This window comes from Stenotrophomonas sp. 115C5 (assembly GCF_056861055.1).
Genome location: NZ_JBSPUQ010000003.1, coordinates 298,773 through 312,709 on the forward strand (window position 1 = coordinate 298,773; position 13,937 = coordinate 312,709).

The following is a 13,937-nucleotide window of genomic DNA, read 5'->3' on the forward strand; positions in this document are numbered from 1 at the left end:
CGTCCGCAACTGCTACCGTGGGTGTACATCCTGTCAAGGAAGCACCATGCCACTGCGTGCCATCGCCTATGTCAGCCAGGCGCTGCCGGATCTTTCCGCTGAACGGTTGCGGGCGCTGGTCGACGATGCAGCCCGCTTCAACAAGATGGCGGGCGTGACCGGTGTGCTGCTGCATGACGGCGGGCGATTCCTGCAGTACATCGAGGGGCCGCCGGACGGTATCGATTCGGTCTATGAGCGCATCCTGCAGGCCGGCAGCCATGTCGACATCATCGAGCTGGCGCGCGGCCGCCTCGGCCAGCGCCAGTTTCCGTACTGGTCGATGCGCGCGTTGCCGGTGGAAGAGGCGCTGCTGCGCCAGCTGTCATCCAGCGACTGGTCGGGTTTTACCCGTGCTCTCCAGGGTGATCGTTCCGCGCCGACGCCGGTGGATCTGCTCGACAACGTCGTGCAGCCAGTCCTGCACGCCGGCTGAGCGTCAACGCGAGGTGCCGCCGCAGTAGGCGGCATGCAGCGCCTGCAGCACGCCCAGTGCGGGCCCTTCAATCACGCGGTAGTGGATCGCCTGCGCTTCGCGCCGGGTCGCGACGATGTCCAGTTCGCGCAGCACCGCCAGATGCTGTGACAGCGCTGATGCGCTGAGTCCGGTCAGTGCCTGCAGTTCCGGCACCGGCGCCTCACCTTCGACCAGGCGGCATAGCACGCGCAGCCGCGCAGGATGGGCCAGGCTCTTGAGCAGGGCTGCAGCCTGCGAGGCGTGCTCGGCCATGGCGGCGCTGTCGCGCGGGGGGCGGGCCATGGTTGACCTGTTGATTTAGAAAAAGCTAATTTAGAAAAAGCTAAATCAAAAGGCAAGCGAATGTACGGAATGGGCGGAGGCAGGTCATGACCCTGCCGTGGGCCGCGGTGGCGGGGGGCGCGGTGATCGGTGCGGCGGCGGTGGTGCTGCTGGCAACCACGGGCCGGGTGGCCGGCATCAGTGGCATCGCTGCTGGCAGTGTGCTTGCCTCGCCAGGTGAGCGAGGTTGGCGCTGGGCGTTCCTGCTTGGCTTGCTGGCTGCTGCAGGGTTGGTGCTGTGGTGGCAGGCCGCGCCAGGGCAAGCGCCCCGCGCCCTGCTGCGTGATGCCTTGCCGGCGTGGCAGCTGGTCGGTGCCGGCCTGCTGGTCGGCTTCGGTACGCGGTTGGGCAATGGCTGCACCAGTGGTCACGGGGTCTGCGGCCTGGCCCGCGGCTCAAAGCGGTCGCTGCTGGCGGTGCTGGTGTTCATGGCCTGCGCGATGCTGACCACGTTCCTGATCCGTCACGGCGGAGGCTTGGCATGAGCCGCGCGATGGTGGCCGCCGGTGCGGCAGGCGCGCTTTTCGGCGCAGGCCTGGCGTTGGCCGGCATGACCGATCCGCGCCGCATCCTCGGTTTCCTCGACATCGCCGGCGATTTCGATCCCACCTTGGCCTGGGTGCTGGCCTCTGCACTTCTGGTCAGCGCGGTTGGCCAGCGCTGGGTGCTGCGGCGCACGCGTCCGTCCTGCGCAACGCGCTTCCAATTGCCCGCTGCGCGCGGTGTCGATCTGCGCCTGGTGCTGGGCGCGGCGTTGTTCGGCATCGGCTGGGGCTGGGCAGGCTATTGCCCGGGCCCTGCCATCGCCGGGCTGGCGGTGGGATCGCGCGAGGCGCTGTGGTTCGTGCCGGCGATGCTTGCAGGTTTCTGGCTGCACGATCGCGCGGTCCGCTGAGGCTTCACCGCTGTGTCACCCTGCATGGGGTCATATCCATGGATCACGGGGAAAGGAGCGCAACGACATGGCACGGATGAAGTGGAAGGAAAAGGCACTGCTTGCGGTCGCACTGGCCGCCGCAGCAGCACCAGCGCTGGCCTGCACGCGTGCGGTGTACCTGGGCGACAACGGCGATGTGATCACCGCGCGCTCGATGGACTGGAAGGTGGATGTAGCGACCAATCTCTACGTGCTGCCACGCGGTATCGCACGCAGCGGCCAGGCTGGCCCGAAGTCGCTGGCGTGGACCGCGCGCTACGGTTCGGTGGTGGCCACCGGCTACGATGTATCGACCACCGATGGCATGAACGAAAAGGGCCTGGTGGCCAACCTGCTGTGGCTGGTCGAGTCGGAGTATCCGCAGCAGCGAGGCAACAAGCCGGGTCTGGCCATCTCGCTGTGGGCGCAGTATGTGCTGGACAACTTCGCCACCGTGGAAGAGGCGGTCACCGCGTTGAAACGCGAGCCGTACTCGATCGTCACCGACAAGGTGCCCGGCGAAGATCGACAGGCGACGCTGCACCTGTCGCTGTCCGATGCCAGCGGCGACAGCGCGATCGTCGAGTACATCGGCGGTCGCCAGGTGATCCACCATGACCGGCGCTATCAGGTGATGACCAACTCGCCGATCTTCGAGCAGCAGCTGGCCCTCAACAGTTACTGGCAGCAGATCGGCGGCACGGTGATGCTGCCGGGTACCAACCGCTCCGCTGACCGTTTCGCGCGCGCCTCGTTCTACATCAACGCCATTCCCAAGGCCGAGGATCCGGTGGTGGCGCTGGCCAGTGTGTTCAGCGTGATCCGCAACACCTCGGTGCCGTACGGCATCACCACGCCGGGCGAGCCGAACATCTCATCCACACGCTGGCGCACCGTGGCTGACCACAAGCGACGGCTGTACTTCTTCGAGTCGGCGCTGACCCCGAACACGTTCTGGGTCGACCTGAACAAGGTCGATTTCGGTGGCAAGGTACTCAAGCTCGATCTCGGCCCGGACCAGCGCAATACCTTCGCTGGCGATGCACTGGGCCACTTCGTGCCCAGCGCACCGTTCACCTTCCTCGGCGTCGACGGTTAGTTCGACGCCTGGCTGGAGGCCGGGTAGACCGCCTGGATCGCGCAGCTGCCGCGGGTGTACTGCGGCAGCGGGGCGATGCTCTCACCGCGCAGATCGTCTGTCTCGAACTCGGCAGCCATGATCCGATCGCCAGGATTGCCGCAGATCAGGCCATTCTGCAGGCCCGAGTGGAAGCTCAGCTGCGGCGCACGATCGAGCTGGCGGCAATGGCTGCCGAGTTCGACCCGGTAGTAGCGATGGCCACCATTACGGTGCGGATTGGTCTCCACCAGCATGCCCTGCGGGTCGGAGGACCAGGCGCGCACGTTGCGCGTGGCAAAGCAGTAGGACGGCGAGCCGCCGAAGCTGCGGCGTACCTCCTTGCGTTCGCGGATGGTCACGGCGGGCAGGGTGGCCGTGCGCAGGCGGTCGCTGTCGCGGGCGACGCTGGCGTAGTCACGATCCTGCAGCGGGGTGACCGCGCTGATGGCGCATCGGCGGCCGTCGACCACGACGCGTTCGCTGGGGCGGCCGCAGGCCCAGCCGGCGGGGGCTTCCAGCTTCAACGAGGTGGCACCGCGGACGCCGGGACAATCTTCGTTGAAGTCGATCCGATAGGCCTGGCCGGAGGCGGCGCGTAGTGCGATCGAGCGCGGTGATGCCTGCTCCACTTCCTGTACGCCGACAGCGTCCATGCAGTGCGGAGCCGGTGGTGTACGCTCCTGTGCGGAGGCCGAAGCTGCGAGTATCAGGCCGAGGCTGGTGGCCAGCACCAGGGACACCTGCTGATGGGTCATGTCCTGCACTCCCTGCGTTGGATGACGGATCGACTATAGCAGCGGTTTGCACGGCCGTTGTTACACGCGCACACTGCACGGATGGGCGCCATCTTCCATCTGCGGCACTACGGGCAGGCCACTGGCCTGGACCGCCATGACTACGCGCAGTGGGTGCTGCCGCTGCAGGGTGAGCTGCACTTCGAGATGGAGGGGCGCGGCGGTCGGCTGGACCTACTGCAGGGAGCTTTCGTTGCTGCCGGCGAAGCGCATGACCAGATGGCTGACGGTCCCAATGGGTTCGTGATCGTTGACTGTCCTCCGGGCGTGCTCGATGACGGCACGCAGGAGCATCTGTGCCGGCAGCGCTGGCTGCATCTGCCGCTGGCATTGCGTCGGCGCCTGGCCGAGGTGCAGGCAGGGCAGCCGATGCCGCCGCTGCTGCCGCAGTTGCTGCAGGTATTTGCACCTGCTGGCAGTGGCGCGCGCATGCAGGGCCTGTGTGCGGCGGTGCAGGCCGATCCCGGGCAGGCGTGGCCGGTGGCGCGCATGGCTGCGTTCGTCGGGGTCAGCGAGAGCCGGTTGCACGCGCTGTTCCAGCAGGAGTTTGGGCTCAGCCCGCAAGCCTGGCTCAGTGCGTGCCGGTTGCGCTGGGCCAAGCATCGGTTGCGCACCAGCACGGCGCCGATCAGCGATATCGCGCTGGCCGCAGGCTATTCCGAGCAGAGCGCACTGACCCGCGCGCTGCGCCGCGAGTGTGGCCAGACCCCGGCCGCGTGGCGCAGGAGCGCCGGCTGAGTTGTAGAGCCGAGCCCACGCTCGGCTGCCCTTATCTGCACAAGGGCGAATCGCAGCCGAGCATGGGCTCGGCTCTACAGAGGTGACAAGGCAGTAGCCTGGGTCAAGAGCGCCCACCGGTCAGCGCTTACACTGCGCGGCCCGTTCTCTCCCCCGAAGAACCCGAATGCGCAACAACCCGATGGCCCTGGGCATCGCCAATGGCGTTGCCGCCGGCGCGCTGTGGGGCGTGGTTTTCCTCGCGCCCGCCGTGCTGCAGTCGTTCAACGCCCTGCAACTGTCGGCCGGTCGCTATCTGGTCTACGGCCTGATCGCCGTAGCCCTGCTGCTGCCGCGATGGAAGCGGCTGGCACCGCGGCTGGGCCGCGCCGAATGGATCGGCCTGCTGTGGCTGAGCCTGGCCGGGAACCTGGTGTACTTCCTGCTGCTGGCGACGGCGGTGCAGTGGGCAGGCGGTGCCGCCGCGTCGCTGATCGTTGGCCTGATCCCGGTGGTGGTCACCTTGGTCGGCGTGCGCGAGCAGGGCGCGGTGCCACTGAAGCAGCTGTTGCCGGCACTTGGGCTGTGCGTGTTGGGCGTGGCACTGGTTGGCTGGGAAGCACTGATGTCCGAGCACCTGGCAACCCCGTGGCGGCAACGCGTGATCGGCCTGCTGTGTGCATTCGGCGCACTGTTCTCATGGGCGTTGTACTCGATCGGCAACAGCCGCTGGCTGGCGCGCCGACCGGATCTGTCCAGCCACGACTGGTCGCTGCTGACCGGGGTGACCACCGGCGGCCTGGCCCTGCTGCTGGTGCCGATGGCCTTCATCGGTCACACCGGCGGGCACACAGCGGCACAGTGGAGTGGTTTCTGGGCGATCAGCGCCGGTGTGGCAGTGGTGGCCTCGATCCTCGGCAATGCGTTCTGGAACCGTGCCAGCCGCCTGCTGCCACTGACGCTGACCGGCCAGATGATCGTGTTCGAGACGCTGTTTGCGTTGCTGTATGCCTTCGCCTGGCAGCAGCGCTGGCCGACGTTGCTGGAGGCGCTGGCAATCGTGTTCCTGGTAGCCGGCGTGATGCTGTGTGCGCATGCCCACCGCACACCGCGGGCGATCGCCGAACATGCCGGCTGAATGCGCTCGTCAAGCCTGCTGATGCCGCCTTGGTCTCAGATGCAACCAAATGTCGGCACGTTGGCCGATGATCGCCGCAGCGGATTTTTGCATCGCAGCACTTGACAGCCGCCCGGCGCGCAGTGTTTTCTGTACGCCATGGTTCTTGATGCCGCCCACGCCAGCCTGATCGCCCCCGCTACTGCGGGCCGTTCGACTGCGCCGGTCGCCACCACCACCATTACCACCACCACCGTCACCACTGCCCTGGTGCGGCCCGTCGTCTTCGTGTAACTCCCGAAAACCACGGCCCCGCACCATACAGGTGGCGGGGAAACTCGACACCTGCATGCGACGGGGCCTCCTACCGAGGTCTGCATGTCTTCCTACGCCCCCGCTCATCCCGTTGCCCCGGCCGACCTGGCTGCACCGTCCATTGTCGTGCACAAGTTCGGTGGCACCTCGGTGGCCGATGCCGAACGTTACCGCCATGTTGCCGGCCTGCTGCTGGCCCGTCCCGAATCGCTGCAGGTCACTGTCGTCTCGGCGATGAAGGGCGTTACCGACGCGCTGATCGAGCTGGCAGAGCTGGCGGCCAAAGGTGATGAAGGCTGGCGTGAAGCCTGGCATGCGCTGCGCGCGCGACATCGCGGCGCTGCCGTGGCGCTGTTGGGCGAGCAGGTGGGCGAGACGGTCGAATGGATCGACGCCCGCTTCGAGCAGCTGGCCGAAGTGCTGGCCGCGCTGGCGGTGATCGGCGAGCTGCCGCGCGAGGTTCTGGACCGCGTGCAGGGGCTGGGCGAAGTGTTCTCCGCGCAGCTGCTTGGTACCCACCTGCGTGCAGTGGGAGAAGACTGTGCGGTGCTCGATGCGCGCGAGGTACTGGTCGTCGGGCATGGCGAACTGGGCGTGGATGTCGACTGGGAGGCCAGTGCTGATCGCCTTGCCAAGTGGCGCCTGCAGCATCCACAGTCGCGCCTGGTTGCCACCGGATTCGTCGCACGTGATCGCGATGACCGCATCACCACGCTCGGCCGCAACGGCAGCGACTACTCCGGTGCGATCTTTGCTGCGCTGTTCAATGCCGATGAACTGCACATCTGGACCGACGTCGATGGCGTGCTGTCGGCCGACCCGCGGCTGGTGCCTGAAGCCGTGCAGCTGGAATCGCTGAGCTACGACGAAGCCTGCGAACTGGCCTACTTCGGTGCCAAGGTGGTGCACCCGCAGACCATGTCGCCGGCGATCCGTCTCGGGCTGCCGATCTTCATCCGCAATACGTTCCAGCCCGCGCATCCGGGTACGCGTATCAGTGCCGAACGCTCGCCGCGTGGACCGGTGAAGGGCCTGACCCTGAGCCCCGGGCTGTCCCTGCTGAACCTGGAAGGCACGGGTCTGATCGGCGTGCCCGGTACCGCCGAGCGCGTGTTCGCGGCCCTGCGCCAGGCACAGGTGTCGGTGGTGATGATCTCGCAGGGTTCGTCGGAGCATTCGATCTGCTGCGTGGTGCGTGCTGCCGAAGCGGCGCGTGGCCGCGAGGCGCTGCTGCACGCGTTCGCGCATGAACTGTCGGTCGGGCAGGTGCAGCGCGTGCAGGTCAGTGAGGGCGTCAGCGTACTGGCGGCGGTGGGTGACGGCATGGCCGGCCAGCCGGGTGTGGCCGCACGCCTGTTCGAGGCACTGGGGCGTGCGCAGGTGAACATCCTGGCGATCGCACAGGGTTCGTCCGAACGCAACATCTCGGTGGCGGTGGACAGCGCCGATGCGACCCGTGCGCTGCGCGCGGCGCATGCCGGTTTCTGGCTGTCGCCTCAGACCTTCGCGGTGGGTGTGATCGGGCCGGGCAATGTCGGTGCCGCACTGCTGGACCAGCTGCTGGCCGCCCGCCCGCAGCTGCTGGCCAAGGCCAATGTGGATCTGCGCCTGCGCGCGCTGGCCTCGCGTTCGCGCATGCGGCTTGAAGTGGATGGCCTGCATGCAGACTGGCGCGAAGCGCTGCGGGACGCGGGCGAATCCAGTGATCTGGATCGCTTCACCGAACACCTGCTGGCCGCGCACCTGCCGCATGCGGTGGTGATCGACTGCAGCGGCAGCGCCGAGGTGGCTGAGCGTTACGAGGGCTGGCTGGCGGCCGGCATCCATGTGGTCACCCCGAACAAACAGGCTGGCGCCGGCCCGCTGCCGCGTTACCAGCGCATCCGCGCCGCCGCGGCGGCCAGTGGTGCGCGCTTCCGCTACGAAGCCACGGTAGGCGCGGGCCTACCGGTGATCACCACGCTGCGCGATCTGGTCGATACCGGTGACGAGGTGCTGGCGATTGAAGGCATTTTCTCCGGCACGCTGGCCTGGCTGTTCAATCGTTTCGACGGCAGTCAGCCCTTCTCGCAGTTGGTGGCGCAGGCGCGGTCGATGGGCTACACCGAACCGGACCCGCGTGATGATCTGTCCGGTGTGGACGTGGCGCGCAAGCTGGTGATCCTTGCCCGCGAAGCCGGCCACGCGCTCAGCCTGGAACAGGTACAGGTGGAAAGCCTGGTGCCGGCGCTGCTGCGCGACGGCAGCGTGGATGACTTCATGGCGCGGCTGGGCGAGTCCGATGCCAGCCTGCTTCAGCGCCTGCAGGACGCGCGGGCGCGTGGCTCGGTCCTGCGCTACGTGGCGCAGTTGGGTGCCGACGGCGCCTCGGTGGGCCTGCAGGAACTGCCCGCCGATCACGCCTTCGCCAACCTGCGGCTGACCGACAACGTGGTGCAGTTCCGCACCCGTCGATACTGCGACAACCCGCTGGTGGTGCAGGGGCCCGGCGCCGGACCGGAAGTGACCGCCGCGGGCGTGTTCGCCGACCTGCTGCGGGTGGCCGCCGGCGAAGGAGCGCGCCTGTGATCGCACGTGCGTTCGCGCCTGCCTCGGTGGCCAACGTGGCGGTGGGCTTCGACATTCTTGGTCATGCCATTGCCGGAGTTGGCGATACCGTGAGCGTGCGCCGCATCGATGAGCCGGTGGTGCGCATCGATGCGATACGTGGCAGTGCGGTCGAGCTGCCACTGGATGCGGCTGGAAACACCGCAGGTGCTGCGCTGATGTCGCTTCGCGCAGGGCTGGCTCTGGACTTCGGATTCGCGGTGGAGATCGACAAGGGCATTCCATTCGGTTCCGGCATGGGCGGCTCGGCAGCGTCGTGCGTCGCTGCGCTGGTTGCCGCCAATGCACTACTGGATGCGCCGCTGACGCGCGAGGCGCTGTATCCGTTTGCGCTGGATGGCGAGGCGGTGGCCAGTGGTGGCCGTCACGGTGACAACGTGGGGCCATTGCTGCTGGGCGGGCTTGCGCTGTGCACGGCCGACCGCCTGCTGCCGATTCCGGTACCGGCTACCTGGCACAGCCTGCTGGTGCATCCGCACGCGGTGCTGGAAACACGCCGCGCACGCCAGGCGCTGCAGGGCAGCTATGCGCTGGGTGAATTCGTGGCACAGAGTGCGAACCTCGCGCTGGTACTCAGCGGCTGCCATCGCAGCGACGCCGCGCTGGTCCGTGCTGGCCTGCGTGATGTGCTGGTGGAGCCGCGCCGCGCCGGCCTGATTGCGGGCTTCGAGGCCGCACGCGATGCGGCGCTGTCTGTGCATGCGCTGGGCGCGGGCATTTCGGGCGCGGGCCCCAGCGTCTTCGCCTGGTTCGAGGACGCCGACCAGGCCCGCGCCGCTGCCGCACCGGTGCAGGCGGCATTCGCCGCCGCCGGTTTCGACAGCGATGCCTGGGTGTCGCCGCTGGATGCACCGGGAGCCCGCTTGTGCTGAATCCTTCCCCTTTACTGGATACCCAACCCATGCAATTTGTCTCGACCCGCGGCCAGTCCCCGGCCGTTGGCCTCAGCGCGGCGATCGCTGCAGGATTGGCGCCCGATGGTGGGCTGTATGTTCCGCAGGTGCTGCCGGCGCCACGTGAGCTGCAGGCCGGCGCAACGCTGGCCGATACCGCCGCCGATCTGCTGGCACCGTTCTTTGCAGGCGATGCTCTGGAGGCAGCGCTGCCATCGATCTGCCGCGAGGCGTTCGACTTTCCGGTACCGCTGCGTCCACTGGGCGGCGGTGACCATGTGCTGGAGCTGTTCCATGGGCCGACGGCGGCGTTCAAGGATATCGGTGCGCGCTTCCTGGCCGGTACGCTGTCGCGGCTGCAGGCTGGCCAGGATCGCGACCTGACGATCGTCGTCGCCACCTCCGGCGATACCGGTGCCGCGGTGGCGGCGGCGTTCCATCGCCAGCCCGGCGTGCGCGTGGTGGTGCTGTATCCGGATGGCCGCGTGTCACCACGGCAGGCGCATCAGCTCGGCTGCTTCGGCGACAACATCCAGGCGCTGCGCGTGGCCGGTGCCTTCGACGACTGCCAGGCGATGGTCAAGCAGGCGCTGGCTGACCGCGAACTGCAGGCGCAGGTGCCGTTGAGTTCGGCCAACAGCATCAGCCTCGGCCGCCTGCTGCCGCAGATGAGTTATTACGCGCATGCGGCACTGTCCCATCACGCTGACACCCGTCGCCGGCTCAACCTGGTGGTGCCGACCGGCAATCTTGGCAACGCGATGGCGGCCGTGCTGGCGCGCACGCTGGGCGTGCCGATCGGGCAGATCGTGCTGGCCACCAATGCCAATGCGGTACTGCCGGCGTACTTCAATGGTGGCGACTACCAGCCGCAGGCCAGCGTGGCCACCGTTGCAAACGCAATGGACGTAGGGGCGCCCAGCAACTTCGAGCGCCTGCGCTGGCTTTACCAAGGAGATGACGCAGAGCTGCGCGCGGCCTTCCGCGCGTTCGCGGTGGACGACGTGACCATCCGTGCGACGATTGCGGCGGCGCACGCCAGCAGTGGTGAATTGTTCTGTCCGCACACGGCGACGGCGGTGAAGGTGCTGCAGGACCTGCGCGCGCGCGGAGCCAAGGGCGACTGGGCGGTGGTGGCTACCGCACATCCGGCCAAGTTCGAGGCAGTGGTGGAGCCGTTGATTGGCGAATCAGTGGCCGTGCCGCCGGCGTTGGGCGCGCTGCTGCAGCGACCGGCGCACGCCGAGCCATTGGCGGCCGATTACGCGGCGTTGCGTGAGATGTTGGCTCTCATGTAGAGCCGAGCCATGCTCGGCTGCTGTTCGCGCACGGCGCGATGAGTCGAGCATGGCTCGACTCTACAATGCCCTTCGCGCAACACGGGTAGTGCCGGCCGCTGGCCGGCAACCCCATGAACTGCGAAACCCTCAGATCAACCTTCACCCGCCAGCGTGCGCAGCCCGTCCTCGTCAAGGATCTCCACCACGTTCAGGTGGGGCAGGGCGATCAGCCCCTGCTGGCGCAGCTTGGTGAAGGTACGGCTGACCGTTTCCATGGTCAGGCCCAGGTGGTCGGCGATATCGCCACGGCCCATCGGCAGCGACACGCGCAGGCCGTCGCCGCCCAGCTTGGCCTCGCGCGCGGCCAGGCGCAGCAGGAAATCGGCCAGCTTCTCGGCTGGCTGCAGGCGTGCCAGTGCCAGCGCAGCATCCTGTGCGGCATCCAGTTCCTGGCAGGCACGCTGCAGCAGCTTGCGCTCCAGGTGCGGAAAGCGGCTGCGCAGTGCCTTCATCTGCGGCAGCGCGACGCGGCAGACGCGGCTGTCGGCGATGGCCTCGATGTCGTAGCGATGGTAGTCGCTGCCGCTCAGGCCCAGGTAGTCGCCGGGCAGCACGAAGCCGTTGATCTGGCGCCGGCCGTCGGCCAGGGTGCGTACCAGGCGCAGTGCGCCGCCGGTCAATGTATAGACATGGTCGCGCTCTTCACCGGTGCGGGCCAGCGTGCTGCCCATGCTGACCTGCTGCGAGACGGTGACCTGCTCCAGCGCCTGCACTTCATCGGGCGACAGCGCCGAGCACACCGCAAGGTGGCGAACCGAGCAGTGCAGGCAGTCCAGCGTGGCGCAGGACGGCGAGGCGGGATCGTTGGTGGCGGGCGGAGCGCCGGAAGGCCGGGACATGTTGCGTGGGCGTATCGCGGGCGGGGGAGGGCCTTATGATACTTCAAGCGGCCGTTCGACCCTGCCCGAGGCGGGGGCGCTAGAATGTCGCCCCCTCCCACGTCCCGTTCCAGCAGGAGTTCCGCCCGTGATCAAGCCCCGTACCCCGCCCGGCACCCTTGAGCTGCTGCCGCGCGAGCAGATTGCGTTCCAGCGCATGCTGGACGTCATCCGCCGCAACTACGAGCGCTTCGGGTTCCTGCCGGTGGAGACGCCGGTGTTCGAGCTGTCCGACGTGCTGCTGACCAAGTCCGGCGGCGAGACTGAGCGCCAGGTGTACTTCGTGCAGTCCACCGGTGCGTTGGCCAATGCCGCCGAATCGGGTGACCGTTCGCTGCCGGAAATGGCGCTGCGCTTCGACCTGACCGTGCCGCTGGCACGCTACGTGGCCGAGCACGAACACGAACTGACCTTCCCGTTCCGCCGCTACCAAATGCAGCGCGTGTACCGCGGCGAGCGTGCCCAGCGCGGTCGTTTCCGCGAGTTCTACCAGTGCGACATCGACGTGATCGGCAAGGACAGCCTGAGCGTACGTTACGACGCCGAAGTGCTGGCGGTCATCCACGCGGTGTTCTCGGAGCTGCGCATTGGTGATTTCAGCATCCAGCTGAACAACCGCAAGCTGATGCGCGGTTTCTTCGAAAGCCTGGGCGTGGCCGAAGGCGAGCGCCAGCTGGCGGTACTGCGCGAAGTGGACAAGCTGGACAAGCGCGGTGCCGATTACGTGCGCGAGACGCTGGTGGGCGAGGGCTTCGAGATTCCGGCCGAGCAGGTCGAGAAGATCCTGGCATTCGTGGCCGTGCGTTCGCAGGGTCATGCCGATGCGCTGGCGCAGCTGGCCACGCTTGAAGCCGACGCCGGTTCTTCGGAGATCCTGCGTACCGGTGTTGCCGAACTGCGCGAAGTACTGCAGCTGGTGCAGGCGCTGGGCGTGCCGGAAACCGCGTACTGCCTGAACTTCTCTATTGCGCGCGGCCTGGACTACTACACCGGCACCGTCTACGAGACCACGCTGACCGATCACCCGCAGATCGGCTCGATCTGCTCGGGCGGCCGCTACGAAGACCTGGCCAGCCACTACAGCAAGTCGAAGCTGCCGGGCGTGGGCATCTCCATTGGCCTGTCGCGCCTGTTCTGGCAGCTGCGCGAAGCTGGCCTGATCGAGGGCATCGAAGGCAGCAGCGTGCAGGCGCTGGTAGCACTGATGGACGAGCAGGGCATGCCGCAGTCGCTGGACATCGCGCGCCGCCTGCGCGCCGGTGGCATCAACACCGAAGTGCAGATGGAGCCGAAGAAGATCGGCAAGCAGTTCCAGTACGCGGCCAAGGCGGGCATCCGCTTCGTGGTGCTGGCCGGTGAGGACGAACTGGCGCGCGGCGTGGTGGCGGTGAAGGACCTGCTGCGCGAGCAGCAGTTCGAAGTTTCCCGTGACGAGCTGGCCAGCACCCTGCAGGTGGAGCTGGAGCAGTCCAGGGCGATGGCGTGATGCGGGCCGCCGCAGGGGCGCTGAGCGTGCTCCTGTTGGCGGGCTGTCAGAGCGACCCGGCGCTGCACAGTGCGCGGATCGGTCCAGCGCACTACCGGCTGCAGGTTGATCGCTGCCACGTGATCGACCGCGCGCAGCTGGAGGATGACCTGCAGGCCCTGGCTTTGCGGAAGTGCCCGGCGGGCGCAGGGGCGTTGGAGAACATCCAGTCCCTGCCAAGCCGGAAGGGCAGCCTGTTCGGCGAATGCCTGCGGCGCGGTGCGCTGCAGGCCGAGCTGCGTTGCCTGCCTTGAGTTGGGCCAGATTGTTGATTTGAAAGCAGAACGCCCGCCCTTTGGTGGGCGTTCTGCGTTTCCGGACGAAGCGCAGTCGAGCATGGCTCGACTCTACAAAAGCCGGTTCCGATCCGATCCACGCTGTTCTGACAGATCGCGGCCAACGCTCAGGACATCAGCATTTGCTTTTGCTCTCGCTCTTGGCGGGTGCAGGGCAGCAGCCCTGCCGCCCCCTCAACCCTCGATTTGACGCAGTGCGAAAGAATGCGTTAATGTACTAACGCGCTATTACATTGATGCATGGAAACGACCCCGTGAAAGCCCGCCCCGACATTGCCGCCAAAGACCCGAAGGCCGACCTGCAAGCCCTGGCCCAGGCCTTTGCTGCCCTGCGCGAGCCGGAGCAGGTGGAAGCGTTCCTGCGCGACCTGTGCACGCCGGCCGAGCTGGAAGCCATGGCCGACCGCTGGAAGGTGGTGCCGCTGCTGCAGCAGGGCGTGCCGTATCGCGAGATCCACGAGCGCACCGGCGTCAGCGTGACCACCACCGGGCGAGTGGCACGCACGCTCGAGCATGGCCATCGAGGCTATGCCGCTGCCATCGACCGCCTTGCTTCGCGCTGATCCGCGCCCCGTTCCGAA

At 67.4% G+C, this 13,937-nt stretch carries 16 protein-coding genes; 12 read left to right on the top strand and 4 right to left on the bottom strand.

From position 1 onward, the window contains the following. The first annotated feature begins 46 nt into the window (after positions 1-46). Positions 47-475 (top strand): BLUF domain-containing protein, encoded by a 429-nt coding sequence (locus AC13FN_RS06670; RefSeq protein ID WP_010482608.1) that lies wholly within the window; start codon positions 47-49, stop codon positions 473-475. 3 nt (positions 476-478) lie between these two features. Here the strand turns inward: AC13FN_RS06670 and AC13FN_RS06675 are convergent, their stop codons facing one another. Continuing rightward, a complete protein-coding gene (locus tag AC13FN_RS06675; RefSeq protein WP_482984771.1) occupies positions 479-799 on the bottom strand; it encodes an ArsR/SmtB family transcription factor in 321 nt (106 codons plus the stop codon). An 86-nt stretch (positions 800-885) separates the two neighbouring features. Here AC13FN_RS06675 and AC13FN_RS06680 point away from each other — a divergent pair, with 86 nt between their 5' ends. The 3 genes from AC13FN_RS06680 (at position 886) to AC13FN_RS06690 (ending at position 2,853) form a co-directional block, all read left to right on the top strand. Beyond that, positions 886-1,323 carry a YeeE/YedE family protein gene (locus AC13FN_RS06680; protein ID WP_482984770.1) on the top strand — a complete coding sequence of 146 codons (438 nt, stop codon included), beginning with the start codon at positions 886-888 and terminating at the stop codon, positions 1,321-1,323. Continuing rightward, entirely contained in the window at positions 1,320-1,733 is a 414-nt protein-coding gene (locus AC13FN_RS06685) for a DUF6691 family protein (RefSeq protein ID WP_312392310.1), read from the top strand. The genes AC13FN_RS06680 and AC13FN_RS06685 overlap by 4 nt, the downstream gene beginning before the upstream one ends. Before the next feature lie 67 nt (positions 1,734-1,800). After that, positions 1,801-2,853 (top strand): linear amide C-N hydrolase, encoded by a 1,053-nt coding sequence (locus AC13FN_RS06690; protein ID WP_197646282.1) that lies wholly within the window; start codon positions 1,801-1,803, stop codon positions 2,851-2,853. On the opposite strand, the gene AC13FN_RS06695 is transcribed toward AC13FN_RS06690, so the two are convergent. Next, positions 2,850-3,629 (bottom strand): DUF6491 family protein, encoded by a 780-nt coding sequence (locus AC13FN_RS06695; RefSeq protein WP_482984769.1) that lies wholly within the window; start codon positions 3,627-3,629, stop codon positions 2,850-2,852. The two genes, AC13FN_RS06690 and AC13FN_RS06695, sit on opposite strands and share 4 nt — an antisense overlap. An 81-nt stretch (positions 3,630-3,710) precedes the next feature. Here AC13FN_RS06695 and AC13FN_RS06700 point away from each other — a divergent pair, with 81 nt between their 5' ends. Together AC13FN_RS06700 and AC13FN_RS06705 are read left to right on the top strand one after the other, a co-directional pair. After that, on the top strand, positions 3,711-4,406 hold the full coding sequence (locus AC13FN_RS06700) for a helix-turn-helix transcriptional regulator (protein WP_049436267.1): 696 nt from the start codon (positions 3,711-3,713) through the stop codon (positions 4,404-4,406). A gap of 166 nt (positions 4,407-4,572) precedes the next feature. Then, a complete protein-coding gene (locus tag AC13FN_RS06705) occupies positions 4,573-5,523 on the top strand; it encodes a DMT family transporter (RefSeq protein WP_478413606.1) in 951 nt (316 codons plus the stop codon). A 9-nt stretch (positions 5,524-5,532) separates the two neighbouring features. On the opposite strand, the gene AC13FN_RS06710 is transcribed toward AC13FN_RS06705, so the two are convergent. Beyond that, complete coding sequence (locus AC13FN_RS06710) at positions 5,533-5,853, bottom strand: hypothetical protein (protein WP_162531803.1); 321 nt, start codon at positions 5,851-5,853, stop codon at positions 5,533-5,535. A 27-nt stretch (positions 5,854-5,880) separates the two neighbouring features. Between AC13FN_RS06710 and thrA the strand changes: the two genes are divergently transcribed. Genes thrA through thrC form a run of 3 tightly spaced genes read left to right on the top strand, consistent with a single transcriptional unit; the run spans position 5,881 to position 10,615 of the window. Further along, positions 5,881-8,385 (top strand): bifunctional aspartate kinase/homoserine dehydrogenase I, encoded by a 2,505-nt coding sequence (gene thrA, locus AC13FN_RS06715; RefSeq protein ID WP_482984768.1) that lies wholly within the window; start codon positions 5,881-5,883, stop codon positions 8,383-8,385. Beyond that, entirely contained in the window at positions 8,382-9,296 is a 915-nt protein-coding gene (locus AC13FN_RS06720) for a homoserine kinase (protein WP_217015718.1), read from the top strand. Before thrA ends, AC13FN_RS06720 begins: the two co-directional genes overlap by 4 nt. A gap of 29 nt (positions 9,297-9,325) precedes the next feature. Then, positions 9,326-10,615 carry a threonine synthase gene (gene thrC / locus AC13FN_RS06725; RefSeq protein ID WP_482984767.1) on the top strand — a complete coding sequence of 430 codons (1,290 nt, stop codon included), beginning with the start codon at positions 9,326-9,328 and terminating at the stop codon, positions 10,613-10,615. Between the two features lie 134 nt (positions 10,616-10,749). Here the strand turns inward: thrC and AC13FN_RS06730 are convergent, their stop codons facing one another. Continuing rightward, a complete protein-coding gene (locus AC13FN_RS06730) occupies positions 10,750-11,496 on the bottom strand; it encodes a Crp/Fnr family transcriptional regulator (RefSeq protein ID WP_482984766.1) in 747 nt (248 codons plus the stop codon). Between the two features lie 127 nt (positions 11,497-11,623). Between AC13FN_RS06730 and hisS the strand changes: the two genes are divergently transcribed. From hisS to AC13FN_RS06745, 3 genes are all read left to right on the top strand, one after another. Then, complete coding sequence (hisS, locus tag AC13FN_RS06735) at positions 11,624-13,021, top strand: histidine--tRNA ligase (protein ID WP_049436258.1); 1,398 nt, start codon at positions 11,624-11,626, stop codon at positions 13,019-13,021. Next, positions 13,021-13,314, top strand: a complete 294-nt coding sequence (locus tag AC13FN_RS06740) for a hypothetical protein (RefSeq protein WP_049436257.1) — start codon at positions 13,021-13,023, stop codon at positions 13,312-13,314. Before hisS ends, AC13FN_RS06740 begins: the two co-directional genes overlap by 1 nt. A gap of 296 nt (positions 13,315-13,610) precedes the next feature. Beyond that, positions 13,611-13,919, top strand: a complete 309-nt coding sequence (locus AC13FN_RS06745; RefSeq protein ID WP_162838414.1) for a YerC/YecD family TrpR-related protein — start codon at positions 13,611-13,613, stop codon at positions 13,917-13,919. Positions 13,920-13,937: the final 18 nt, after the last annotated feature.

Coding starts and splice junctions, on each gene's coding strand:
- AC13FN_RS06705 (WP_478413606.1), top strand. CDS start 4,573: ATGCGCAACAACCCGATGGCCCTGGGCATCGCCAATGGCGTTGCCGCC.
- thrA (WP_482984768.1), top strand. CDS start 5,881: ATGTCTTCCTACGCCCCCGCTCATCCCGTTGCCCCGGCCGACCTGGCT.
- AC13FN_RS06670 (WP_010482608.1), top strand. CDS start 47: ATGCCACTGCGTGCCATCGCCTATGTCAGCCAGGCGCTGCCGGATCTT.
- AC13FN_RS06675 (WP_482984771.1), bottom strand. CDS start 799: ATGGCCCGCCCCCCGCGCGACAGCGCCGCCATGGCCGAGCACGCCTCG.
- AC13FN_RS06690 (WP_197646282.1), top strand. CDS start 1,801: ATGGCACGGATGAAGTGGAAGGAAAAGGCACTGCTTGCGGTCGCACTG.
- thrC (WP_482984767.1), top strand. CDS start 9,326: ATGCAATTTGTCTCGACCCGCGGCCAGTCCCCGGCCGTTGGCCTCAGC.
- AC13FN_RS06740 (WP_049436257.1), top strand. CDS start 13,021: ATGCGGGCCGCCGCAGGGGCGCTGAGCGTGCTCCTGTTGGCGGGCTGT.
- AC13FN_RS06695 (WP_482984769.1), bottom strand. CDS start 3,629: ATGACCCATCAGCAGGTGTCCCTGGTGCTGGCCACCAGCCTCGGCCTG.
- AC13FN_RS06730 (WP_482984766.1), bottom strand. CDS start 11,496: ATGTCCCGGCCTTCCGGCGCTCCGCCCGCCACCAACGATCCCGCCTCG.
- AC13FN_RS06680 (WP_482984770.1), top strand. CDS start 886: ATGACCCTGCCGTGGGCCGCGGTGGCGGGGGGCGCGGTGATCGGTGCG.
- AC13FN_RS06700 (WP_049436267.1), top strand. CDS start 3,711: ATGGGCGCCATCTTCCATCTGCGGCACTACGGGCAGGCCACTGGCCTG.
- AC13FN_RS06710 (WP_162531803.1), bottom strand. CDS start 5,853: ATGCAGGTGTCGAGTTTCCCCGCCACCTGTATGGTGCGGGGCCGTGGT.
- AC13FN_RS06685 (WP_312392310.1), top strand. CDS start 1,320: ATGAGCCGCGCGATGGTGGCCGCCGGTGCGGCAGGCGCGCTTTTCGGC.